At 72.1% G+C, this 24,072-nt stretch carries 18 protein-coding genes and 3 pseudogenes; 11 read left to right on the top strand and 10 right to left on the bottom strand.

Going from position 1 to position 24,072, the window contains the following annotated elements; all coding sequences use genetic code 11:
- Positions 1-139: pseudogene (locus ACWD6P_RS30365) on the bottom strand (Crp/Fnr family transcriptional regulator); the annotation flags it as partial.
- Positions 140-612: 473 nt separating this feature from the next.
- Between ACWD6P_RS30365 and nth the strand changes: the two are divergent.
- The 3 genes from nth to ACWD6P_RS30350 all read left to right on the top strand — a co-directional run bounded on the left by nth (position 613) and on the right by ACWD6P_RS30350 (position 3,760).
- Positions 613-1,704 carry an endonuclease III gene (gene nth, locus ACWD6P_RS30360; RefSeq protein ID WP_451447377.1) on the top strand — a complete coding sequence of 364 codons (1,092 nt, stop codon included), beginning with the start codon at positions 613-615 and terminating at the stop codon, positions 1,702-1,704.
- A gap of 96 nt (positions 1,705-1,800) precedes the next feature.
- Positions 1,801-2,547 carry an NUDIX hydrolase gene (locus tag ACWD6P_RS30355; RefSeq protein WP_451447376.1) on the top strand — a complete coding sequence of 249 codons (747 nt, stop codon included), beginning with the start codon at positions 1,801-1,803 and terminating at the stop codon, positions 2,545-2,547.
- A gap of 13 nt (positions 2,548-2,560) precedes the next feature.
- On the top strand, positions 2,561-3,760 hold the full coding sequence (locus ACWD6P_RS30350) for a MarP family serine protease (protein WP_451447375.1): 1,200 nt from the start codon (positions 2,561-2,563) through the stop codon (positions 3,758-3,760).
- Positions 3,761-3,850: 90 nt separating this feature from the next.
- Here the strand turns inward: ACWD6P_RS30350 and ACWD6P_RS30345 are convergent, their stop codons facing one another.
- From ACWD6P_RS30345 to ACWD6P_RS30315, 7 genes are all read right to left on the bottom strand, one after another.
- Positions 3,851-4,045, bottom strand: a complete 195-nt coding sequence (locus ACWD6P_RS30345) for a hypothetical protein (protein WP_451447374.1) — start codon at positions 4,043-4,045, stop codon at positions 3,851-3,853.
- A gap of 187 nt (positions 4,046-4,232) precedes the next feature.
- Positions 4,233-5,171, bottom strand: coding sequence for an alpha/beta fold hydrolase (locus ACWD6P_RS30340; protein ID WP_451447373.1), 939 nt, complete (start codon positions 5,169-5,171; stop codon positions 4,233-4,235).
- Positions 5,168-5,626, bottom strand: coding sequence for a phage holin family protein (locus tag ACWD6P_RS30335; protein WP_451447372.1), 459 nt, complete (start codon positions 5,624-5,626; stop codon positions 5,168-5,170). The genes ACWD6P_RS30340 and ACWD6P_RS30335 overlap by 4 nt, the downstream gene beginning before the upstream one ends.
- 44 nt (positions 5,627-5,670) lie before the next feature.
- Positions 5,671-7,023, bottom strand: a complete 1,353-nt coding sequence (gene nhaA / locus ACWD6P_RS30330; RefSeq protein WP_451447378.1) for a Na+/H+ antiporter NhaA — start codon at positions 7,021-7,023, stop codon at positions 5,671-5,673.
- Positions 7,024-7,388: 365 nt separating this feature from the next.
- On the bottom strand, positions 7,389-9,353 hold the full coding sequence (gene acs / locus ACWD6P_RS30325) for an acetate--CoA ligase (protein ID WP_451447371.1): 1,965 nt from the start codon (positions 9,351-9,353) through the stop codon (positions 7,389-7,391).
- A 147-nt stretch (positions 9,354-9,500) separates the two neighbouring features.
- The gene (locus ACWD6P_RS30320; RefSeq protein WP_451447370.1) at positions 9,501-11,834 is read right to left on the bottom strand and encodes a SulP family inorganic anion transporter; all 2,334 of its coding nucleotides are present in this window, start codon (positions 11,832-11,834) and stop codon (positions 9,501-9,503) included.
- A 381-nt stretch (positions 11,835-12,215) separates the two neighbouring features.
- On the bottom strand, positions 12,216-13,202 hold the full coding sequence (locus ACWD6P_RS30315; protein ID WP_451447369.1) for an ATP-binding protein: 987 nt from the start codon (positions 13,200-13,202) through the stop codon (positions 12,216-12,218).
- Between the two features lie 101 nt (positions 13,203-13,303).
- Between ACWD6P_RS30315 and ACWD6P_RS30310 the strand changes: the two genes are divergently transcribed.
- On the top strand, positions 13,304-14,161 hold the full coding sequence (locus ACWD6P_RS30310; RefSeq protein WP_451447368.1) for an oxidoreductase: 858 nt from the start codon (positions 13,304-13,306) through the stop codon (positions 14,159-14,161).
- Between the two features lie 377 nt (positions 14,162-14,538).
- Here the strand turns inward: ACWD6P_RS30310 and ACWD6P_RS30305 are convergent, their stop codons facing one another.
- Complete coding sequence (locus ACWD6P_RS30305) at positions 14,539-15,432, bottom strand: HAD family hydrolase (protein ID WP_451447367.1); 894 nt, start codon at positions 15,430-15,432, stop codon at positions 14,539-14,541.
- Positions 15,433-15,924: 492 nt separating this feature from the next.
- On the opposite strand from ACWD6P_RS30305, the pseudogene ssd reads away from it, so the two are divergent.
- From ssd to ACWD6P_RS30270, 7 genes and pseudogenes are all read left to right on the top strand, one after another.
- Positions 15,925-17,028: pseudogene (gene ssd / locus ACWD6P_RS30300) on the top strand (septum site-determining protein Ssd); the annotation flags it as partial.
- Between the two features lie 410 nt (positions 17,029-17,438).
- Positions 17,439-18,611 carry a TadA family conjugal transfer-associated ATPase gene (locus ACWD6P_RS30295; protein WP_451447366.1) on the top strand — a complete coding sequence of 391 codons (1,173 nt, stop codon included), beginning with the start codon at positions 17,439-17,441 and terminating at the stop codon, positions 18,609-18,611.
- The gene (locus ACWD6P_RS30290) at positions 18,608-19,552 is read left to right on the top strand and encodes a type II secretion system F family protein (protein WP_451447365.1); all 945 of its coding nucleotides are present in this window, start codon (positions 18,608-18,610) and stop codon (positions 19,550-19,552) included. Before ACWD6P_RS30295 ends, ACWD6P_RS30290 begins: the two co-directional genes overlap by 4 nt.
- Positions 19,549-20,439 carry a type II secretion system F family protein gene (locus ACWD6P_RS30285; RefSeq protein WP_451447364.1) on the top strand — a complete coding sequence of 297 codons (891 nt, stop codon included), beginning with the start codon at positions 19,549-19,551 and terminating at the stop codon, positions 20,437-20,439. Before ACWD6P_RS30290 ends, ACWD6P_RS30285 begins: the two co-directional genes overlap by 4 nt.
- A 160-nt stretch (positions 20,440-20,599) precedes the next feature.
- Positions 20,600-20,791 carry a DUF4244 domain-containing protein gene (locus ACWD6P_RS30280; RefSeq protein ID WP_451447363.1) on the top strand — a complete coding sequence of 64 codons (192 nt, stop codon included), beginning with the start codon at positions 20,600-20,602 and terminating at the stop codon, positions 20,789-20,791.
- Positions 20,778-21,173, top strand: coding sequence for a TadE family type IV pilus minor pilin (locus tag ACWD6P_RS30275; protein ID WP_451447362.1), 396 nt, complete (start codon positions 20,778-20,780; stop codon positions 21,171-21,173). The genes ACWD6P_RS30280 and ACWD6P_RS30275 overlap by 14 nt, the downstream gene beginning before the upstream one ends.
- Positions 21,151-21,423: pseudogene (locus ACWD6P_RS30270) on the top strand (Rv3654c family TadE-like protein); the annotation flags it as partial. The gene ACWD6P_RS30275 and the pseudogene ACWD6P_RS30270, both read left to right, overlap by 23 nt.
- Before the next feature lie 156 nt (positions 21,424-21,579).
- Here the strand turns inward: ACWD6P_RS30270 and ACWD6P_RS30265 are convergent.
- Complete coding sequence (locus ACWD6P_RS30265; protein ID WP_451447361.1) at positions 21,580-23,958, bottom strand: DEAD/DEAH box helicase; 2,379 nt, start codon at positions 23,956-23,958, stop codon at positions 21,580-21,582.
- Positions 23,959-24,072 lie beyond the last annotated feature (114 nt).

The following is a 24,072-nucleotide window of genomic DNA, read 5'->3' as shown; positions in this document are numbered from 1 at the left end:
GGCGGTCGCCGGGGTCCCCTTCGTGGAACAGGGCGTCGCCGCGGGCGAGCGTGACCTCTCCCATAGAGGCGCGCAGCTCGGCCGCCTGCTCGTCATCGAGCGCCGCGAAGAGCGGTGCGCGCCGCAGAACGTCGTCCACGAGATCTCTCCTTGTCGACATGCTCCGGGGGACTGTGGTCCCCATCATGCCGGAATGCAAAACAGTGCGATCAATCACAAGTTTGCCGGACCGGTGCCCTCAGCCATAAGGCAGGGGGCCGATTGGGGTCACGAATCACGGTGATCAAGCCGGATGTCAGTGGCTGGCTTTAGTCTGGCCGAGTGTCCAATACGCCGGTGAGAGCAGAGGACTGGGGGGCCGGACGAGTGAGTGCGGGGCGTGATTCTGCTGTGGGCGAACAGGCGTCCGGCGAAGCGCTTAATTCGGATAAAAGTAACAAATCGCCCTCCGGGGTGACGGTCGAGCGGAAGCCGATCGTCCGGAAGTCTGGCGCGTCGCGACCGGCGGCGCGGGACACGAGCGGTCGGGACGCGACCGCGCAGGACACGACCGAACAGGCCTCCGTGAGGAAGACCCCGGTAGGCAGGACCTCGGCAGGGAAGAAGGCCGCCGTGAACGAAACCCCCGAGAAGCCGACGGCGGCGAAGAAGGCCGTGACGAAGAAGACCGCGGCGAAGAAGGCCGTCACGAAGCAGGCGGCCGCGAAGAAGGCCGTCGCCAAGAAGACCACCGCGGCCGCCGGGCAGGCGCCCGCCAAGAAGACGGCGACGAAGACCGCGGCCAAGAAGACGACAGCCGCCAAGAAGACCGTGGCCAAGAAGACGGCCGCAGCCAAGACCACCGCAGCCAAGACCACCGCAGCCAAGAAGGCCGCGGCCAAGACCACCGCAGCCAAGGCCCCCGCCAAGAAGGCCGCCGCGCGCAAGCCCGAGTCGCGGGCCGCCATGGTGCGCCGGGCCCGCCGGATCAACCGCGAGCTGGCCGAGCTGTATCCGTACGCCCACCCCGAGCTGGACTTCACCAACCCCTTCGAGCTGCTGGTCGCGACGGTGCTGTCCGCGCAGACCACCGACCTGAGGGTCAACCAGACCACCCCGCGCCTCTTCGCGGTCTGCCCGACGCCCGAGGACATGGCCGCGATGGATCCCCAGCAGCTGGAGGAGCTGATCCGGCCGACCGGCTTCTTCCGGGCCAAGACGAGGTCGCTGCTGGGCCTGTCCGCGGCGCTGCGCGACCGCTTCGGCGGCGAGGTGCCCGGCCGCCTGGAGGATCTGGTCACGCTCCCCGGGGTCGGCCGCAAGACCGCCAATGTGGTGCTGGGCAATGCCTTCGGCGTCCCGGGCATCACGGTCGACACCCACTTCGGCCGCCTGGCGCGCCGCTTCGGCTGGACCGTCCATCAGGACGCGGACAAGGTCGAGGCGGACGTCGCCGAGATCTTCCCCAAGAGCGAGTGGACGATGCTCTCGCACCGCGTCGTCTTCCACGGCCGCCGGGTCTGCCACTCCCGCAAGCCCGCCTGCGGAGCGTGCGCCATCGCCCCGCTGTGCCCCGCGTACGGCGAGGGCGAGACGGACCCGGACAAGGCCAGGAAGCTGCTCAAGTACGAGCTGGGCGGCCAGCCGGGACAGCGGCTCAAGCCTCCGGCCGACTATCCGGGGCAGCCCGCGCCCCCGATGGCGCCCCCGGTGGGCGCCTCATGACGGCAGCCGCGACGCCCCTGGGGCCGGTTCCCTGCGGATCCACCGGCACCGCCCCAGTGGGGGACCATCATCGAAGCCAGGCCTGAGGGGGCGCGTATGAGGAGTGCACGGGAGCAGCGGTACGGCGAGGCGGCGCAGCTGCGCGCGGCGGCGGGTGCGGCCGGTGCGGCGGCCGACGGGGAGGTCACGGTCACGGCCGACGGCCTGCCCGAGTGGCTGGACCCGGTGGCCCGTGCGGCCGGCACGATCGAGCCGCGCCAGCTCAGCCGCTTCCTGCCACCGGAGAGCGGCGGCCGCCAGTCCGCGGTGCTGATCCTCTTCGGCCACGGCCCCCGCGGCCCCGAGCTCCTCCTGATGGAGCGCGCCGGCACCCTGCGCTCCCATGCCGGGCAGCCCTCCTTCCCCGGTGGCGCCCTGGATCCGGAGGACGGCGACCCCGACGGGTCCGGACCGGTGCGGGCGGCGCTGCGCGAGGCCCAGGAGGAGACCGGCCTGGACCCGTCCGGCGTACAGGTCTTCGGCGTGCTGCCGCGGCTCTACATCCCCGTCAGCGGCTTCGTGGTGACGCCGGTACTCGCCTGGTGGCGCCGTCCGAGCCCGGTCGGCGCGGTCGACCAGGCGGAGACCGCCCGGGTGTTCACGGTTCCCGTGGCGGATCTCACGGATCCCGCCCATCGTGTGACAACGCGCCATCCCAGTGGCCATACCGGGCCGGCGTTCCTTGTCGAAAACGCCCTGGTCTGGGGCTTTACGGCCGGGGTCATCGACCGGATTCTGCACTACGCGGGGTGGGAGATTCCGTGGGACCGTGACAAGCAGGTCCCGCTCGACTGGCGCTCGTGAGACGGTGGCGGGCGTGAACGTCCTGGACATCCTGCTGCTGGTCGCGGCCGTGTGGTTCGCGATCGTCGGCTATCGGCAAGGTTTTGTCGTCGGCATCCTGTCCGTGATCGGCTTCCTCGGAGGCGGCCTGATCGCGGTCTATGTGCTGCCGGTGATCTGGAACGAGATCACCGGTGATGCCACACCCGGCACCTTCGCGGCCATCGCGGCGGTCGCCATCGTGATCGTGTGCGCATCCGTGGGCCAGGCGTTCACCACCCATCTGGGCAACAAGCTGCGCCGCCACATCACCTGGTCACCGGCGAGAGCCCTGGACGCGACCGGCGGCGCGCTGGTCAACGTCGTCGCGATGCTGCTGGTCGCCTGGCTGATCGGCTCCGCGCTGGCCGGTACGTCCCTGCCGACGCTCGGCAAGGAGGTCCGTAACTCCAAGGTGCTGCTCGGCGTCTCCCGGGTGCTGCCCGCGCAGGCCAACACCTGGTTCGCGGACTTCTCCTCGGTGCTCGCGCAGAACGGCTTCCCGCAGGTCTTCACGCCGTTCTCCAACGAGCCGATCAACAATGTGCCGGCGCCCGACCCCCGGCTGGCCTCCAGCCCCGTCGCCGCGCAGGCCAAGCGGAGCATCGTCAAGGTCGTCGGCACGGCGCCGGGCTGCGGCAAGGTCCTCGAAGGCAGCGGCTTCGTCTTCGGACGGCACCGCGTGATGACCAACGCGCATGTCGTCGGCGGGGTCAGCGAGCCGACCGTCCAGGTGGGCGGCGAGGGCCGGACGTACGACGCCAAGGTCGTGCTCTACGACTGGCAGCGCGACATCGCGGTCCTGGAGGTGCCCTCGCTGAACGCCCCGGCACTGCGGTTCGCCGACGTGGACGCGAACAGCGGCAAGAGCGCCATCGTCGCCGGCTTCCCGGAGAACGGCGGTTATGACGTCCGCTCCGCCCGGATCCGCGCCCGTATCCAGGCCAACGGCCCGGACATCTACCACCGGGGCACGGTCGGCCGCGATGTCTACTCCCTGTACGCCACGGTCCGTCAGGGCAACTCCGGCGGCCCGCTGCTCACGCCCAAGGGCGAGGTCTACGGCGTCGTCTTCGCGAAGTCGCTGGACGACTCGCGCACCGGCTATGCGCTGACCGCCGACGAGGTCCGTCAGGACGTCCTGAAGGGGCGTACGGCTCAGCAGCAGGTCGACAGCCAGGGTTGCGCCATCTGAGGCACCACGAGCCGCCTGGGGCGTATGAGCAGCCCGGGGCGGCTCCGGCGCGGGGAGCTGGGCCTCCCGCGCCTCGTCGGGGGCCGCGGCTCAGGTGCGATGGCGCAGGCGCGCGCTCATCCAGCGCGCTCTGCGGCGCAGGATGCGCGGGATGCCCATCGGGTGCGCCGGATCGGGGGACCCGCCGGACCTGAGATCCGGTGCGCCCCTGTCCTGAGTACCCACTGCAGCGGCACTGCTGCGGCGGTTGCGTGCCACGTCACGGTAGTCGTGCGTCCAGCCCATACCCTCGACTCTGCCCGTGCCCCAAGGTCCGTAACCGCCCCGGGGGCCGCCAATTGGCCTATGCGCCGGGCAAGTGGCCGTTCGTCATGCGCCCGTTCGGGTCCGGTGCGCGTCGGCTCCGCTGAACGGTGCAACCCGTCCCGCTCAGCGGTACGCCGGGGCCCGGAGGAGGTCGCGGCGCGCGCCCTCAGCGGTCGGGTTCCGGGTCCTTCAGCCAGTTGATGAGCTCGGTCGAGAACGCGACCGGGTCCTCCTCGTGCGGGAAGTGGCCCAGGCCGTCGAACAGCCGCCAGCGGTACGGGGCTTCGACGTACTGGCCGGAGCCGGCCGCGCTGCGGGTGCGCATCACCGGGTCCAGCGAGCCGTGCAGATGGAGGGTCGGGACCCGGACGGGCAGCTTCATCCGGCGGTTGAACTGGATGCCGTCGGGGCGGGCCATCGACCGCACCATCCAGCGGTAGGGCTCGATCGAGCAGTGCGCCGTCGAGGGGATGCTCATCGCCCGCTGATAGACCGCGATCGCCTCGTCGTCCGGCAGCCGCGGTCCGGACCACTCCCGGATCATCCGGCCCACCAGCGCCGCGTCGTCCGCCGTCAGCCGGCGCTCCGGCAGCCAGGGCCGCTGGAAGTTCCAGATGTGCGAACTGCGGGCGCTCTGCCGGACGTCGGCGAGCATCGCCGAGCGCCAGCGCCGCGGGTGCGGCATCGAGGCCACCGCGAGCCGGCGCACCAGCTTGGGCCGCATCACCGCCGCCGTCCAGGCGAGATAGCCGCCCAGGTCGTGCCCGACGAGCGCGGCATCCGGCTCGCCGAGGGACCTTATGACGCCGGTGACGTCCAGTGCGAGGTTCGCCGGGTCGTAGCCGCGCGGGGTGCGGTCGCTGCCGCCGACGCCCCGCAGGTCCATCGCCACCGCGCGAAAGCCCGCCTCGGCCAGGGCCGGAAGCTGATGCCGCCATGTCCACCAGAACTGCGGAAAGCCGTGCAGCAGCAGCACCAGCGGGCCGTCGCCCATCTCGGCGATGTGGAAGCGCGCGCCGTTGGCTGCGACGTCACGGTGCGCCACCTCGTACCCGCCGGGGATGTCGAGGCGTACGACCGAGGCGGTGCTGTCAGGGGCTGTCATACCGATGAGCGTGTCACAGACTCCAGGACCGGGTGGTCCTTGGCCTCCACACGGGGGTGCGGCTTGGCCTTCTGGAGTACAGCCGCGGTCTCCTTGGCGGAGTTGATGGACTTCTCCGGCTTCTTGATCTTCTTGATCTTGGCCAGTGCGATCAGGACCAGCAGTCCGGCGAGGGCCAGGAAGGCGCCGCCCACGATCAGGAAGGACCAGGCCAGCCCCAGCCCGAGGTTGTGGATGCCGTACGCCGCGGCGAAACTCAGCACCGGCAGCGCGAACAGCGCCAGCGCACCCGCCATGACGAAGGCGGCGCTGCCGATGCCCGCCCGCTTGGCGTCCTGCCGCAGCTCCGCCTTGGCCAGTGCGATCTCGTCGTGCACCAGTGCGGACATCTCGGCGGTGGCCGAGGCCACCAGCTGTCCGAGGCTGCGCTCCGCGCCGTGGTCGGCTGCGCTCATCGCGGTCTCCCTCATCTCGTCACCCGGATGCAAAGCCTCTCAGATCATGCCGGACCATCGTCTCCGGCGTGCGAGCCGGAGGCCACTTCGGCCAGCCGGCGGTGTTCGGCGGCCTTGGCTTCGTGGATCGCCGCCATCCGAAGGTGGTATTCCGGATTGTCGATCTCGTAGATGTCGGGGATGCCGTCCATGTCCTCGTCCCGCTCCTCGTCCTCGCACAGCCGCTTGTACTTGCGGTTGCGGAGCTTGAGGAGGACGCCGGCGAACACGGCCGCGAGCAGCGAGCCGATCAGCACCGATGCCTTGATCTCGGCGGCCAGCGCCAGGTCCTCGGAGAAGGCGAGTTCGCCGATCAGCAGCGAGACGGTGAAGCCGATGCCGGCCAGGGAGGCGACCGCGAAGACGTCCGGCCACTTGAGGTCGGGGTTGAGCTCGGCCTTGGTGAAGCGGGCGGCGCCCCATGTGCCGCCGAAAATGCCCAGCGCCTTGCCCACTATCAGGCCGAGCACCACCCCGAGCGTCTCCGGCCGGGTGAAGACGTCATGGATGGCGCCGCCCGTGATGGACACGCCCGCGGAGAACAGGGCGAACAGCGGCACCGCGAGACCGGCCGAGAGCGGGCGGATCAGATGCTCGATGTGCTCGCCGGGCGACTGGGTCTCGCCGTCGCGGCGGTGGCAGCGCAGCATCAGGCCCATGGCGACGCCCGCGATGGTGGCGTGCACCCCGCTGTTCTCCATCAGCGCCCAGATGACCACGGCGAGCGGGACGTAGACGTACCAGCCGCGGACGCCCTTGCGCAGCAGCAGATAGAAGATCGCCAGGCCGACGACGGCGAAGCCGAGCGCCGCAAAGTTGATCTTCGAGGTGAAGAAGATCGCGATGATCAGTATGGCGAAGAGGTCGTCGACGACGGCGAGCGTGAGCAGGAAGGCGCGCAGGGCGGCGGGCAGCGACGTACCGATGACGGCGAGCACGGCGAGCGCGAAGGCGATGTCGGTGGCGGTCGGGACCGCCCAGCCCTGCAGTGAGCCGCCGCCGATGGTGTTGACGAGGGTGTAGACGAGCGCCGGGGTCGCCATACCGCAGACCGCGGCGATCACGGGGAGGGCGGCCGCCCGGCGGTCGCGCAGTTCGCCGGCGACCAGTTCGCGCTTGAGCTCGATGCCGGCGACGAAGAAGAAGACGGCGAGCAGGCCGTTGGCGGCCCAGTGCTGGACGGACAGGTCCAGGCCCAGCGAGGCCGGGCCGAGGTGGAAGCCACGGACTGCCTCGTAGCTTCCGCCGAGGGTGTTCGCCCAGATCAGGGCCGCTACGGCCGCGACGAGGAGGAGCACGCCGCCGACGGTTTCGGCGCGCAGCGCATCCGCGATGAAGTTCCGCTCGGGCAGGGACATCCGTCCGAGGAATATGGAACGACGGTTGGTGGACGCGCTCACGCGGTGACCTCCGGCCTTCGGCAGCTGTGTACGGCTGTTGCAGTTGCCGACCAGACTTCCCGGCGCACCCAGAGTTTCTTAGCGCGTCATTGACGCGGCTCCCACTTTACCGGGCGGGTGCGAGGGCCTGTCCGGTGGCCCCACTTTACGGGCAATTCGGACGCTGAGCCGCTGGAGGAGGGCCGCGATGGCGCCCTCCCGCAGGGCAGCCGGCGTGCTCCCGCACTGACGCCGGTGTCCTCGCGTAGACGCCGGTGCATGCCGGAGGGGCACCCGGCCGCTACGACCCGGTGCCCCTCCGTGCTCCCTTCCGGTCGGTCCTCTCAGTCCTCGCTGGCCGCGCTCGGCAGCTTCGCCTGGATCAGGTCCATGACCGAGGAGTCGGTGAGCGTGGTGACATCGCCGAGGGTGCGGTTCTCGGCGACATCGCGCAGCAGCCGGCGCATGATCTTGCCGGAGCGGGTCTTGGGCAGCTCCGCGACCGGCAGGATCCGCTTGGGCTTGGCGATCGGGCCGAGCTGCTGGGCGACATGCGCGCGCAGCTCCTCGACCAGGTCACCATTCTCGTCCGCGCCGCCGCGCAGGATGACGAAGGCGCAGATGGCCTGGGTCGTCTGTGGGTCCGTGGCGCCGACGACCGCCGCCTCGGCCACCTTCGGATGCGAGACCAGCGCCGACTCGACCTCGGTCGTGGAGATGTTGTGGCCGGACACCAGCATGACGTCGTCCACCCGGCCCAGCAGCCAGATGTCGCCGTCATCGTCCTTCTTGGCGCCGTCGCCGGCGAAGTACTTGCCTTCGAAGCGCGACCAGTACGTGTCGAGATAGCGCTGGTCGTCGCCCCAGATCGTGCGGAGCATGGCGGGCCAGGGCTCGGTGAGGACGAGGTAGCCGCCACCGCCGTTCGGTACCTCGTGCGCGTCGTCGTCCACGACCGTGGCGGAGATGCCGGGCAGCGCGCGCTGGGCCGAGCCGGGCTTGGTCTCCGTCACGCCGGGCAGCGGGCTGAGCATCATCGCGCCGGTCTCGGTCTGCCACCAGGTGTCGACGATCGGCGTGGCCTCGGCCCCGATGTGCTTGCGGTACCACATCCACGCCTCGGGGTTGATGGGCTCGCCCACCGATCCCAGGACGCGCAGCGACGACAGATCGAACTTCGCCGGGATGTCGTCGCCCCACTTCATGCAGGCGCGGATCGCGGTCGGCGCGGTGTACAGGATCGTCACGCCGTACTTCTGCACGATCTCCCACCAGCGGCCCTGGTGCGGGGTGTCGGGCGTGCCCTCGTAGAGCACCTCGGTCGCGCCGTTGGAGAGCGGGCCGTAGGTGATGTACGAGTGGCCGGTCACCCAGCCGACGTCGGCGGTGCACCAGTAGACGTCGCTCTCCGGCTTGAGGTCGAAGACCGCGTGGTGGGTGTACGACGCCTGGGTGAGGTAGCCGCCGGTGGTGTGCAGGATGCCCTTGGGCTTCCCCGTCGTGCCGGACGTGTAGAGGATGAACAGCGGGTGCTCGGCGTCGAAGGCCTCGGGCGTGTGCTGGTCGCTCTGCCGTGCGACGATCTCGTGCCACCACACGTCCCGGCCCTCGTGCCAGGCGATGTCCTCCTGGCCGGTGCGGCGTACGACGAGCACGCTGCGGACGTTCTCCGTACCGGGCTTGGCCAGCGCGTCGTCGACGGCGGGCTTGAGGGCGGAGGGCTTGCCGCGGCGGTAGCCGCCGTCGGCGGTGATCACCACGCGGGCGTCGGCGTCGATGATCCGCGTCGCCAGCGCGTCCGCGGAGAAGCCGCCGAAGACCACCGAGTGCGGAGCGCCCAGGCGCGCACAGGCCAGCATGGCGATGACCGTCTCCGGGATCATCGGCATGTAGATGGCGACCCGGTCGCCGGCCTGCACGCCCAGCTCGATCAGCGCATGGGCGGCCTTGGAGACCTCGCGCTGCAGCTCGGCGTAGGTGATCGCGCGGCTGTCGCCCGGCTCGCCCTCGAAGTGGATGGCGACCCGGTCGCCCAGGCCGTTCTCGACATGCCGGTCCACGCAGTTGTAGGCGACATTGAGCCTGCCGTCGGCGAACCACTTCGCGAAGGGTGCGTTGGACCAGTCGAGGGTCTGGGTGGGCTCGTTCTCCCAGGACAAGCGCCGCGCCTGCTCCGCCCAGAAGCCCAGCCGGTCCGCCGCGGCCTGCTCGTACGCGGCAGCCGTGACGTTGGCATGCGCGGCCAGCTCTGCGGGCGGCGGGAACCGCCGCTCTTCCTTGAGCAGATTGGCCAGGCTTTCGTTGCTCACGACTTCTCCCATTCCCAGGGCGTCCGATGTGTCCCAGGCCATAGCTCATCAGCCCGCGGTGGACCCTGACAAGGGCTGTGGACAAATATTGGTGTAGACCTGTTGACTGATCGTCCGTTCCGCGGTGATCGGGCGGCACCGCGCAGGTCAGACGCCGACCGGCGCTGCCTCGCCGCGGACCGCGCAGAACCGCCCGGTGGTCTCGTCGAGCACATACGCCTGGGCCTCGCCGACATGGAAGTACATGCCGTGCAGCGCGAGCGTGCCCTCCGCCACCCGGCGGGCCACGCAGGCGTGCGCCCTGAGGTGATCGAGCTGCTGCATGACGTTCACGAGCGCCAGCCGCTCCTGGTCGTCGGTCACCGGCCGCCCGCTCAGTGCGACTTCGCCCCGCCCCAGCCGCCCGATGCGCTGCATCCGGGCCAGGCTCGGGCGGCCGTGCCGCAGCCAGCGCGCCAGCGGCGTCGGCTCGGCCTCGCCTGGCGCCGCGGTGTTCAGCAGCGCCCCCATGGCGCCGCACCCCGAATGCCCGCACACCGTGATCGAGCCGACCCGCAGCACCTCCACCGCGTACTCGATCGCCGCTCCCACGGAGTCGCAGGAGGCTTCCGAGCCGGGCGGCGGCATCAGATTGCCGACGTTGCGCACGGTGAACAGATCACCCGGACCACTGGATGTGATCATGCTCGTGACCAGCCGGGAGTCCGCGCAGGTCAGAAACAGCTGGGTGGGACGCTGGCCGTCGCGGGCCAGCCGCGCCAGCTCCTCGCGCACGAGCGGCGCCGTATGACGCTGGAACGCGCTGACCCCGCCCAGCAGTTGGCTCCCGCTGCTCTCCGGCACCGATACGTGGTCCGCGGCGGGCCGGGTGCAGTGGTGGTTGCGCCACGGCGTCCAGGGACGGCAGGAGTGCCCGTCGGCCGACTCGGTGATCCGCCGCCCGGCCCGGCCGCCGAGCGTCACCCCGCCGCCGTGCGCCCGGTGGGTGGCGCACCAGGACTGCAGCGCCTCGTAGGCGGCGTGGTCCATGAACGAGCCGTGCAGCTCGACGACGACCTCGGTGTGCGCCGGCACCAGCGCCAGCGCCCGGGTCAGCCGCGGCACCGCCAGGAACGTCAACTGGCCGCTGATGCGCACCCGGTACCCCTCGTCCTCCTCGGTGACCGTGACCCTGGTGTGGGTCAGCCGGCGCAGCGCCAGGAAGGCCGCGACCGCGATGCCGGCCAGCACGCCCTGGAGTACGCCGAAGAGCACGACCCCGCCCAAGGTGCCGGCGTACACCGGGAATTCGCGGTGCCGCTGCACATGCCGGATGTGCGCGAAGCTCACCATCCGTACGCCGACGGCCATCACCAGCGCGGCGAGCGCGGCCAGCGGGATCATTTCGAGCGTCCCGGCCAGCAGGCCCGCGCACAGCAGCACCCAGGCGCCGTGCAGCACGGTGGACCAGCGGGTGGCCGCCCCGGCCCGTACGTTGGCCGAGCCGCGGATCGCGCCCCCGGAGATCGGCAGCCCGCCCAGGAGCCCGGAGACGGTATTGGCCACACCCTGGGCGGCCAGTTCGCGGTTGAGCCGCGCCCGGCCCGTGGGGGCGCCGGGCCGCTCGGCCGCGAGCCGGTCGACGGCCGCCGCCGACAGCAGCGACTCCATACTGGCGACGAGGGTGACGGTCAGCACGGCGGCCGCGAGGGCCGGAACGGACGCCTCCGGCAGGGCGGGCGGCTCGGGCAGCCGCCAGGTCGGCAGATCCACGCGCGGCACCGCCATCCCGGCACTGGCAGCCGTCGCGGCGAGCACCGCGGCCAGGGGAGCCGGCAGCACCCGCGCCCAGCGTCCGGCGCGGCCCGGCAGCCGGCCCCAGCCGATCAGTACGGTGACGGTGATGGCGCCGATCAGCAGCGCGGTGGTGTGCGGGTGCGCCAGCTGGCCGGGCAGCGCGACGGCGTTGTCGAGCGCCGAGCTGTCGGGGCTGCCGCCGAGCACCACATGGAGCTGCCCGATGGCGATGGTGACCCCGATACCGGCCAGCATGCCGTGCACGATGGCCGGGCTGATGGCCAGCGTCGCACGGGCCACGCGCAGGGCGCCCAGGGCGAGTTGGGCCAGTCCGGCCAGGACCGTGATGGCGCAGGTGGCGCGCCAGCCGTAGCGCTGCACGAGGTCGGCGGTGACCACCAGGAGGCCGGTGGCCGCCCCGCTCACCTGGAGCGGGGCGCCGCCCAGCAGCCCGGCGACGATGCCGCCGACGGCCGCGGCGACCAGCCCGGCCTGCAGCGGGGCGCCGGTGGCCAGCGCGATGCCCAGCGACAGCGGTACGGCGAGCAGGAAGACGCTGATCGAGGCGGACAGGTCCCGGCGCCAGACCGCCCGGCGGGCGGGCTTCGTGCGGGGCTCTTCCGGGTGCGTACGGGGCTCGGGAGGGATCTCGGAGCGGTGCGGTGTGTGCGGCGACTGCGGCCGCGACTTCTCCATCTGCGACATTCCCGTCTCCTCCGGGGCGACGCGGTCGCGCGGGGCGCGATCGTGGGCGGCGGTGTACTGCGGCGGGACGCGAGCCGGCCGGGTGGTCGTCGCGGTGGTTGACGGTCCGGCGACTCTCAAACATCGGTAAATGGATCGTAATGACAGGTAAAGGTAGTGAGAAGTCTTTGCGGGCATTCGCCCGAATCTGTCCACCCATTGGGTGAATATAAGGACTTTTGGCTTGCCCTTTTCATCCCTCTTTTCTGGCGCATGGATGTTTTGTACAGATTTCACAGAGTCGCCGGGAAAATGCTCGATGCCGCCACTGCAGTTGCCCCGCGGGGCGGCCCGGCCGGCGGGCTGCGGGCCCGGCCGCGCCGGCCCGCGCGGCCTGGCGGATCAAGCGGGCTGCGGGGCGGCCGTTCCTTCGGAGAGCACGAACGCGGGGTCCACCTGGGCGGCCAGGTCGACCCCGGTCCTCGCATTGCCCCAGCTCTCCGCGTTCTTCAGGTGGAAGTGCACCATCTGGCGCGTATAGCGCTCCCAGTCGCGGTGCCCGTAAGCCGCATCGGCCGTGTCGTGCAGCATCTCCAGGGCGCGGCGATTGGCCTGCTCCAGGTAGGCGAAGCGGGCCGGCCGGCCCTTCTCCATGGCGCGCACCCACTCGGAGTGCCCGACGGTCACCAGCAGGTCGTCGCCCACCTCGTCGCGCAGGAACGCCAGGTCGTCGGGGCCCTGCACCTTGTTGCCGACGACCTTGAGGGGGACTCCGAAGTCCCGTGCGTACTCCTTGTACTGGCGGTAGACGGCGATGCCCTTACGGGTCGGCTCGGCGACCAGGAAGGTCATGTCGAAGCGGGTGAACATCCCCGAGGCGAAGGAGTCCGAACCTGCCGTCATGTCGACGACGACGTACTCCGCACGGCCGTCGACGAGGTGGTTCAGGCACAGTTCGACCGCGCCGACCTTGGAGTGGTAGCAGGCCACGCCCAGATCCGACTCGGTGAACGGGCCCGTCGCCATCAGCCGTACGGCACCGCCGTCGAGCTCCACCGTCCGCGCGCAGGCGTCGTAGACGGGGTTGTCCTCGGCGACCCGCAGCAGCCGTGAGCCCTCGCCGGGCGGGGTGGTCTTGATCATGGACGCCGCGGACGGGATCCGCGGGTTGCTGCCGCGCAAGTAGTCCTTGATCAACGGGAGATGGGCGCCCATCGCGGGAAGCGCGGCGGCCTCCGCCTCGTCCAGGCCGAGGGCGGCGCCCAGGTGCTGGTTGATGTCGGCGTCCACCGCGATCACGGGGACCCGGGCCGCGGCGAGATGCCGGATGAACAGGGAGGACAGCGTGGTCTTGCCGCTGCCGCCCTTGCCTACGAAAGCGATCTTCATGTTCACCAAGAGTAATCTCGCTATACCTCTGGGTGAGAGGTTTACGTGAAGAAGACCACTCCTTCGAGGGGTCCGGCCCGCTGGTGCGTAGGGTCGTACCCATGGCTGGAATCTCCCGGGGGACGCCCCCCGTACCCCCCAAAGCGAGCGACGATCCGCTTGTGACCCTGGCCTCGCTCCCGGGGGTCGCCGACTCCGTGGACTCCGTACGCAAGGGTGTCGACCGGGTCTACGGCCACCGGGTCATGCGGCGCCGCAGCAACGAGGTCACCTCCGAGGCGGCGCTGCGCGGAGCGCGTGCTTCCGCGGCGCTCTCGGGGGCCGACTGGGCGCTCGAAGAGGTCCGGCGCCGAACCGACTTCGGCGTAGAGGGCGAGCCGCGGACGGTCGGCGCGGCGCTCCGGCTGACCGCCGAGGCCGGCCAGCTGCTGAGCGTGTGGCGGCAGTCGCCGCTACGGGTGCTGGCGCGGCTCCATCTGGTGGCGGCCGGCGGCGAAGCGCCGGACGAGACGGTGGGGCGGCCCCGCCTGGCGGGCGAGCCGGTGGACGAGCCGCTCATCGAGCTGGCGCTCCCGGACGCCGACGAGGTCGCCGGGCGGCTGGACGGCCTGTCCCGGCTGCTGCTCGCGGGCACCGAGGCCCCCGCCCTGGTCATCGCGGCGGTGGTGCACGGCGAGCTGCTCGCGCTGCGGCCGTTCGCCTCGCACAACGGGCTGGTCGCGCGGGCCGCCGAGCGGATCGTGCTGGTCGGCAGCGGCCTGGATCCCAAGTCGATCTGCCCTGCCGAGGTCGGGCACGCCGAACTGGGGCGCGCGGCCTATGCCGCCGCCCTGGAGGGCTATGTCTCGGGCACCCCGGAGGGCGTTGCCGCGTGGATCGCGCACTGTGGTCGCGCGGTGGAACTGGGCGTACGCGAGAGCACCGCGGTCTGTGAGGCGCTGCAGCGCGGCGCGGCATAAGAACGGCATAAGCGGCGGCGAGATGAAGGCTCGGGAACTGCCCGGGAAATCCGGAACCATTGCTTCATTTCGTCCCTGAACAGGGTTGCGGCGGTACCAATCGGTGGTACCGCCGCTGGCATGTCTGCCGGGTTACCATGCGTGCACGAAAATTTGCCCATCAGGTCGGAATCTTCGTCCGGTTACCTGGTGCGGCTGGCCCGTAATCGACGGGTCGGCGTCGCGTGGGTGCCCGACATTCATGCATCGGTCCGTGGGCCACTTGCTGCGTTAAAGGTGTTCCTCTCGGATGTCCTTGGTCTCGCGGGCCGTTAAGTCCTTTGTACTACTCGTGCCGGGCAAGGGGAAGCCCAGGCCATAGATCTTTACGTTTGGCTTCAAACGCGGGCATTACGGGCGCTACTGCTCCGGCCAAAACGACGGAAGTGCAACTTTGTGCTTTTCCGCCGGCTCGCGTACCAGACCAGCGTGGCGGTGGCCATCGCCGCACCCGCCGCCGCCATGACGGCGAGGGCCGGCCGCGAGGGCATGGACAGCCCCGGCAGCCGCTGCTTGAGCGGGACCGGACGGCTGAAGGAGAGGACCGGCCAGCCGCGCGCGACCGCCTCCCGGCGCAGCGCCCGGTCCGGATTGACCGCACAGGGGTGGCCGACCGCCGAGAGCATCGGGACATCGGTCGCCGAATCGCTGTACGCATAGCAGCGATCGAGGTCGTAGCCCTCGGAAGCGGCGAGTTCCCGGACGGCCTCCGCCTTGGTCGGACCGTAGGCGTAATACTCCACCTCACCGGTGAAGCGGCCGTCTTCGCCGACGACCATACGGGTGGCCACGACCCGGTCGGCGCCCAGGAGTTCACCGATGGGTTCGACGACCTCGGCGCCGGAAGTCGAGACGATGACGACATCGCGTCCGGCGGCATGATGTTCTTCGATGAGCGAGGCCGCCTCGTCGTAAATGATCGGGTCGATCAGATCGTGCAGCGTCTCGGCGACGATCTCGCGCACCTGGGCCACATCCCAGCCGCGGCACAGTGAGGAGAGATATTCACGCATCCGCTCCATCTGATCGTGGTCGGCACCGCCCGCAAGGAACACGAACTGGGCGTACGCAGTGCGCAGTACGGCCCGCCGATTGATCAGGCCGCCTTGGTAGAACGACTTGCTGAAGGTCAGCGTGCTCGACTTTGCAATGACGGTCTTGTCCAAGTCGAAGAACGCAGCAGTACGGGGAGTCGAGTGAGGCACAGAGTGGTTTTCCACGGGGGTGAGCATAGGCTCCCACCATTCGGCGTAAGGTGTGGCGCGTGGGTTTGCCTGAGAAGGCTCTCGGGTACACCATGGAAGTCACGGATCGTTCGCGACCGTGCTAACCCGGTCCGGCTCCTCCCCCCCCGAGTCGGCCGTGGGGACGACCCCCGCTCTCCCCCCCGGCGGGGGTCGTCGCATGTCCGGACGCATTTCCCGCCGTCGGACGCCGGTCCCGCCGCTAGCCCCGCCTGAGTGGCGCTGGCGGCCCGCACGACCGCGCCAGTTACCCACCGTAGCCAAGACGCTGCTCTGCGAAGGCCTCTCTCGAGGCCTCCCTGAAGCCCCCTGGAGCCCCAGAAGTAGTGCTTCGTCGCTGGAATAGGTGACAGGGATATTCACAGGCGCGGAGTTGTCCACAGATTTGGGTCAAGATCCACTCGGATTTCCCGATCGCTGCATCGTAAAAGTCCGCGAGTTCGCGGATGTGCGAGTTGCGTAGCGATAGGGGGACAGAACGTGGCTGGAAGCACGCCATCGGAACGACCGGTCCGGACCGGCGAGCGGCGGGGCGGACCGCTGATCATCACCGAGGACGAACGGCTCCTGGACGATCTTCTGAGGCTCTGTGCCGCGGCCGGCACGCTGCCCGAAGTGGCGCACGGCCTGCCGGACCGCAAAGGGGGCTGGGAGGCGGCGCCGCTGGTGATCGTCGGGGACGACTGCGCGACGCGGCTGTACGGCGCGGGACGCCGGGCGGGCGTCATCCTCACCGGCCGGGACACGAACGATCAGGAGACCTGGCGCCGGGCCGTCGCCATCGGGGCGGAACGCGTCCTTTCCCTGCCCGACGGCGAGCGCTGGCTGGTCGACCGGATCGCCGACGCCGTCGAGGGCGCGGGGCCGCCGGCGCTCACCGTCGGGGTGATCGGCGGTCGCGGCGGCGCCGGGGCGAGCACCCTGGCCGGCGCGCTGGCCGTCACCGCCGCCCGGACGGGCCGGCGCACGATGCTCGTCGACGGCGACCCGCTGGGCGGCGGCCTGGACGTCCTGCTCGGCGGCGAGAAGGAGAAGGGCCTGCGCTGGCCGGCCTTCGCCGAATCGCGCGGCCGGGTGGCCTGCGGGGCCCTGGCGGATGCGCTGCCGCGCCTGCACTCCCTACGGGTGCTCAGCTGGGACCGGAGCGCCGACGTGGTCATCCCGCCCCCGGCGATGCGCGCGGTCATGGCGGCGGCCCGCCGACGCGGCGGGGTCGTGGTCGTGGACCTGGCGCGCCGCGTCGACGAGGCGACGGCGGAAGCCCTGACCCAGGTGGACATGGGGCTGCTGCTCGTCCCCACGGAACTGCGTGCGGTGGCCGCGGCCCAGCGGGTGGCGGCCGGTGTGCAGCGGCTGCTGGGTGATCTTCGCGTGGTGGCCTGCGGCACCCCTGAGCGCCACGGCCACGGCCTTCCCCCGAGCGAAATCGCCCGCCTGATGCAACTGCCCTTGGCCGGTGAACTGCCGTGGGAGCCGGGCCTGTTGGCGGACCTCGCGCGCGGGGTGCCACCGGGGGCGCGGGTGCGGGGGCCGTTGGCGCGGTTCTGTACGGGGTTCTGGAGGCGGGTGGCGACGAGTGGAGGCGAGGGCGGAGGCGCGGGGGCTGATCCGGACCCGGGGCACGGGCCGCAGCCGGGGCCGGAGACCGGTTCGGGCGTGTGGACGGCGCCGGGCGTTGAGCCTCAGGAGGGGGCGGGGTTGCCGGGGTCGTGGGGGGAGCAGGCGGGCGGCCGGGGGGCGGGTGCCGGCCCGGGTTCGGATGCTGGTCCAGGTCCAGGTCCAGGTCCAGGTCCAGGTCCAGGTCCAGGCCCGGGCTTCGGGGTGGGGCCGGGCGCCGCGTCGGGTCCGGAGGCGGCGGGTGGCCCGGGGGCGCGGTCGTGGGCCGTTCCGGGCCCGGGGGCGCGGTCATGGGCCGTTCTGGGCCCTGGGGCCGCGGTGAACGCTCTGGCCGTCCGGCCCGAGGGCTGGGGCGGAGTTGCGGCAGGGAGGCGGGCATGACGACGGGGGCGGGGCAGGACTTGCTGGACGTCGTGCGGCGAAGGCTCGCCGAGACGGGGGCGGAACCGACACCGGCCCGGGTGGCGGTGGCGCTGCGCGAGGAAGGACGGCTCCTGGGGGACGCCGAAGTGCTGGGCGTGGTGGCCGCGTTGCGGTCCGAGATGGTGGGCAGCGGGCCGCTGGAACCGCTGCTCGCGGCGCCCGATGTGACGGACGTCCTGGTCACCGCGCCGGACGAGGTCTGGGTGGACCGCGGCGCCGGACTGGAACGTACGAACATCCGCTTCCGGGACGCGGCGGAGGTGCGCAGGCTCGCCCAGCGGCTGGCGGCGGTGGCCGGCCGCCGCCTGGACGACGCCCGCCCCTGGGTGGACGCCCGGCTCCCGGACGGCACCCGGCTGCATGCCGTGCTGCCCCCGGTGGCGGTGGCGGGGACCTGCCTCTCCCTACGGGTGCTGCGACCACGCGCCTTCGGCCTCGCGGAGCTCGTGGCGGCCGGCACGGTCCCGCCGGGCGGCGACCGGCTGCTGCGGGCGATGCTGGCGGCCCGGCTCTCGTTCCTGATCAGCGGGGGCACGGGCTCGGGGAAGACCACCCTCCTCAGCACGCTGCTCGGCCTGGTCGGCCCGGCCGAGCGGATCGTCCTGGCCGAGGACTCCGCGGAGCTGCGGCCCGACCACCCCCATGTGGTGCGGCTGGAAACCCGGCCGGCCAACCAGGAAGGCGTCGGCAGGGTGACACTGAGGGATCTCGTACGGCAGGCGCTGCGGATGCGTCCGGACCGGCTGGTGGTCGGCGAAGTGCGCGGCGCCGAAGTCACGGACCTGCTGGCCGCGCTCAACACAGGCCACGAGGGCGGCTGCGGAACGGTCCATGCCAACGCCGCCTGTGACGTCCCCGCGCGCCTGGAGGCCCTCGGCTCGGCCGCGGGACTCGACCGTGCCGCGCTGCACAGCCAGTTGGCGGCCGCGCTCGCGATCGTGCTCCATCTCGTACGCGACCGGGCCGGCCGGCGTCGGATCGCCGAGGTCCATGTCCTGGAGCGGGACCGCGACGGATTCGTGGTGACCGTACCGGCCGCCGTCTGGAGCCCGGACGGCTTCCAAGAGGCGCGTGGCTGGGGGCGGTTGATGCGGCTGTGCGAGCGGGGCGGGGGCGCACTCCGATGAGCGGGGTCGGGGTGGCGCTGCTGGTCGCGGTGCTCTGCGCGGGAGCCGCGGTCCGGCTGGCCGCAGGCGGGCGGGACGACGTACGACGGCGGGCTTGGGCGCTGCTCGGGGGCGGCGGAGAAACCGGCACGGCAGGGGGCTGGCAGGCCTGGCCTGCGGTTGCGGGGGTGCGGAAGTGGTGTGCGGGGCGGGTGTCCGAGGGGGAGCCGGGGCGGCAATGGCGCATCGGCCGCCGGTGGAACGTCGGGCGGGAGGCCTGGTGCCTGCCGGCGGGGCTGGCGCTGGGGGTGCTGGGCCGTTCCCCGCTGCCGGTGCTCGCCGTACCGGCGGTCATGTTCCTCGTCCGGCGCCGGCTGGTCGCCCGTGGCGCCGATCGGGCCCGCGACCGGCGGTCCGCGGCGGTGATCGGGCTGTGCGCGGCGGTGGCGGGTGAGCTGAGGGCCGGCCGGCAGCCGGCCCAGGCGCTGGTCGCCGCGGGGGCGCCGGGCCTCGGAGAGGCGGGCTCGGCGGTGGCGGCGGCCGCGCGCTACGGAGGGGACGTACCCCGGGCGCTGCGCGTCGCCGCGCGATTGCCGGGGGCCGAGGGGCTGACGGGCATGGCGGCGTGCTGGCAGGTGGCGGTGGAGGGCGGTGCCGGGCTGGCCCTGGGGCTGGAGCGGATCGCGGCCGGGCTTCGCGCCCAGCGGGATCAACGCGAGGAGCTGCGCGCCCAGTTGGCGGGCCCCCGGGCCACCGCGCTGATGCTCGCGCTGCTCCCGGCAGGCGGGCTCCTGATGGGCAGCGCACTGGGCGCCGATCCACTGCGGGTGCTGCTGCACACCCCGGCCGGCTGGGCCTGTCTGGCGGCCGGCGGGCTCCTGGAGTGGGGCGGGGTGGCCTGGACGGCCCGGATCGTCGCGGACGCGGAAGGCGCCGCGGGAACGAGGAGGGGAGCGGTGTGACCGAGGAAGTTGTCCACAGGGTGGGGATGGCGGTCGCGGCCCTGGTGGCGGTGCTGTGCGCCATGGCCCTGATACGGGAGGCACGCCGTGAGCGGGCCGTCCGCAGACGGATGTCGGCGGTGTGGAACGGCGCGCCGGGCCCGTACGGCGAAGGAGGCGGGGGCCGACTGCGGAGCCTCCTCGGCATCCGGTGGACCAGACGCCGAACGACGCCATCCGGTGATCAATCTAGTGGCTGCCGCCCCGACCGCGGCCGCCACAAGGGCGGTCGACGGGACGGCGGCGGACCGAGGGCATGGGCCGGGCCCCTGGGGGCGGCCGGTTTCGTGGCCGTCCTCGTTGGCGGTGCCCCTGGCGTCCTGGCAGGGCTCGCCGCCGGCTTCGGCGCACGTCGCTGGCTGGCACGCCAACAGGGCGCGGAGAAGGCGCGGTTGGCCGCCGATGAGGTCCGTACGGAGCTGGCGCCCGCCGGTGATCTGCTGGGGGCCTGCCTCGCGGCGGGGGCTGGCCCGCGGGAGTCGGCCGAGGCGGTGGGCCGTTCGCTCGACGGTCCGGTGGCCGAGCGGCTGCGCCAGGTGGCGGCGGAACTGCGCCTGGGCGGTGAACCGGCCGCCGTATGGCCGCGGCTGGCCGCCCTCCCCGGCGCCGAAGGGCTCGCCCGCTGCATGGAGCGCGCCGGGATATCGGGCGTGCCGGCCGTCGAATCGGTGTCCCGGATCGCCGCCGAGCTCCGCGCGGAGCAGGCCAGGGCGGCCATCGCGCGGGCCCGCCGGGCCGGGGTGCTGGTCACCCTCCCGCTGGCGGCGTGCTTTCTGCCGGCGTTCCTGGTGCTCGGGGTGGTGCCGGTACTGATCGGCCTGGCAGCAGGCCTGCTGGGAGCCCACTGACCCGACACCTGTCCGACCGATCTCAACCGATCTCAACCGATCTCAACGGAACTCGATGGATCTCGCCTCGGTGCCTGCCGACTGATCTCGATACCCGACCGATCTGTGGATGAAGCAAGTTCAGCAACCGGCAAAGGAGCCGGTGGAACGGGGGAAGGAAATGTTTCGACGCTGGTGGAGGAAGCTGCGCTCGCTGGCGGCCGACGACCGGGGGATGACCACGGCGGAGTACGCCATCGGGACGCTCGCCGCGAGCGCCCTGGCGGTGATGCTCTACAAGGTCGTCACGAGCGAAACCGTCAAGGCGACCCTGCAGTCGGTGTTCGAGCGGGCGCTCCATGCCCAGTTCTGACCGCAGGGGTATGGGCCGCCGGGGCCGCGGCGCCCCGAAGGCCTCGCGCGACGCCGGGTTCGTGACGGCGGAGACCGCCGTGGTCATGCCCGTGCTGGTGGTGGTCGTGGCGGCGCTCATCTGGGGACTGATGGCGGCCTGCGCCCGTATCGAGTGCGTGGACGCGGCACGGGCCGGGGCGCGGGCGGCCGCGCGTTCGGAGCCCCGGGCGGCGGTGATCGCGGCGGCGCGGGGCGCGGCTCCACGGGGTGCGCGGATCGCGCTCGCGAGGGAGGGCGACCTGGTGCGCGTACGGGTCGAGGCCGAGCTGCCCGGGATGGAGCGGCTGGCGCTGCAGGTCGGAGGGGAGGCGGTGGCTCTTGCGGAGGAAACGGTGCGGTGACGAGGGCTCGGCGACGGTCTGCACGGTCTTCGCGGCAGCCGCGCTCTGCGCGGTCTTCCTGGCCCTGATCGCCGTGGGGCAGGCCGTCACCGCGCGCCATCGCGCGGGCGGCGCCGCGGACCTGGCTGCATTGGCCGCGGCGGATCGCGCCCCGCAGGGCCCGGCAAGGGCGTGCGCGGCGGCGGGCCGGGTAGCCGTCGCCCAGCGCACCCGTCTCGTGCGGTGCTCGGTGGCGGGAGCGATCGCGGATGTGTCGGTCGAGGCGGGCGACCGCCCGTTCACGTCGCGGGTTCGGGCGCGCGCCGGGCCGCCGGGGCAGGAGTACCCGGCGGAAGCCCGGACCGAGCGGGCGGGACGCGGGCATCCGGCCAGGGCGGCCCGGGCCGGGCCGGCCGCTGCCGTCAGCTCACTTCGCCCCCGGCGGCGTGCCCTCAGGCGCACCCCGCAGCAGTTCCGCCAGCAAGCGGACGGCTCCCCGCTTGTGCAGCGGGTCATTGCCGTTGCCGCACTTGGGGGACTGGATGCAGGACGGGCAGCCGGCGTCGCATTCGCAGGAGGCGATGGCCTCCCGGGTGGCGGTGAGCCAGTCGGCGGCGGTGTGGAAGGCGCGTTCGGCGAAGCCGGCGCCGCCGGGGTGGCCGTCGTAGACGAAGACGGTCGGCAGCAAAGTGTCCGGGTGGAGGGGCACGGAGACGCCGCCGATGTCCCAGCGGTCGCAGGTGGCGAAGAGCGGCAGCATGCCGATGGACGCGTGCTCCGCGGCGTGCAGGGCACCGCCGAGTTGCTTGGGATGGACGCCGGCGGCGTCGAGTTGGTCCTCGGTGACCGTCCACCACACCGCACGGGTGCGCAGCGTACGGGGCGGCAGATCGAGCTTGGTCTCGCCCAGGACCTCGCCGGTGATGAGTTTGCGGCGCAGGAAGGAGACGACCTGGTTGGTGACCTCGACGGAGCCGAAGCAGAGCCGCCCCTGGCCCCAGGGAATCTCGGTGTCGGTCTCCAGGATGGAGATGGCGGTGGTGTCACGGGCGGTCGTGGAGTACGGCGGGCTGGCCTCTTCCACGAGAGCCACGTCGTCCTCCAGGTCGAGGCGCTGGACGACATATGTGCGCCCCTGGTGGAGGTGGACCGCACCATCGTGGACGGTGGTGTGCGCGGCGGCGGCGTCCACGGTGCCCAGCAGCCGCCCGGTGCCGGCCTCCACGACCTGGACCGGCGAGCCGCCCTGGCCGCGGATGTCGGTGAGGTCGGCGGCCCGCTCACGGCGGGTCCAGTGCCAGGCCGTGGCACGCCGGCGCAGCAGACCGGCGGCCTCCAGCTGCGGCATCAGCCCCTCGGCCGCGGGCCCGAAGAGCGAGAAGTCGGCCTCCGTGAGAGGGCGTTCGGCGGCCGCCGCGCACAGGTGCGGGGCGAGCACGTAAGGGTTGTCGGGGTCGAGGACGGTCGACTCGACGGGCTGGTCGAAGAGCGCCTCGGGATGGTGGACGAGATAGGTGTCCAGCGGGTCGTCACGGGCCACGAGCACGGCGAGCGCGCCCTGCCCGGAGCGCCCGGCGCGGCCGGCTTGCTGCCACAGCGACGCGCGGGTGCCGGGGTAGCCGGCGATGAGCACGGCGTCGAGGCCGGAGACGTCCACGCCCAGTTCGAGCGCGGTGGTGGCGGCCAGGCCGAGGAGGTCGCCACTGTGCAGTGCGCGTTCCAGGGCGCGGCGCTCCTCGGGCAGATAGCCGCCCCGGTACGCGGCGACCCGCCCGGGCAGCGAACGGTCCACCTCGCCCAGCCGCTCCTGCGCGATCAGGGCGATCAGCTCGGCGCCGCGCCGGGAGCGTACGAAGGCGACGGTGCGGACGCCCTGGACGGCGAGGTCGGTGAGCAGATCGGCAGTCTCGGCGGTGGCAGTACGGCGGACCGGCGCGCCCTGTTCGCCGTGCAGCTCGGTCAGCGGCGGCTCCCACAGCGCGAAGACCAACTCGCCGCGCGGCGAGGCGTCCTCGGTGATCTCCACCACCGGCAGGCCCGTGAGCCGGGTCGCGGCCCGGCCGGGCTCGGCGGCCGTGGCGGAGGCGAGCAGAAAGACCGGCTCGGAGCCGTAGCGGGCGCAGATCCGGCGCAGCCGGCGGACGACCTGGGCGACATGGGAGCCGAAGACTCCCCGGTAGCTGTGGCATTCATCGATGACGACGTAGCGCAGCGCCCGCAGGAAGGAGGACCAGCGGGGGTGGGACGGCAGGATGCCGCGGTGCAGCATGTCGGGGTTGGTCAGGACGTAGTTGGCGTACTGACGGACCCATTCGCGCTCCTCGACGGGGGTGTCACCGTCGTAGACCGCGGCCCGCACGGCCGTGCCCAGCGGGGCGGCCAGCTCGCCCACGGCGCGCCGCTGGTCGGCCGCCAGCGCCTTCGTGGGGGCGAGATACAGGGCCGTGGTCCCCCGCCCGTTCGGAGCCTCCGAACCGTCCAGGAGCGTGGAGAGGACCGGCGCGAGATACGCCAGGGACTTGCCGGAGGCGGTGCCGGTGGCGACGACGACCGACTCGCCGCGCAGTGCGTGTTCGGATGTGATTGCCTGGTGAGCCCAGGGGCGATCGATTCCGGCCGAACGGATGGCGTCGATCACTTCCGGCCGGATCCGTTCCGGCCAGTCGGCATGGCGGCCGATGCGCGGGGGCAAGTGCTCCGTATGAGTGATGCGCGCAGCGCGGGTCGCGCCCCGGGCGAGACGTTCGAGAATCATGCCTGGGGTAGGACGCGCGCCCGCATCCGGTGGGAGTCGATTGGAGGCCATCGGCACCGAGTGTGTCACCGGAGTGACGGACAATGCTCAAAGGGCGTCGTGCACGCCTGCTGGTAAGTGATTGAATGCCATCGCGGCTGCCAGATCCGCCCCTACTTCGGTGGG

Source organism: Streptomyces sp. NPDC002446, from assembly GCF_053595675.1.
This window is presented reverse-complemented; position numbering and strand designations above follow the sequence as displayed.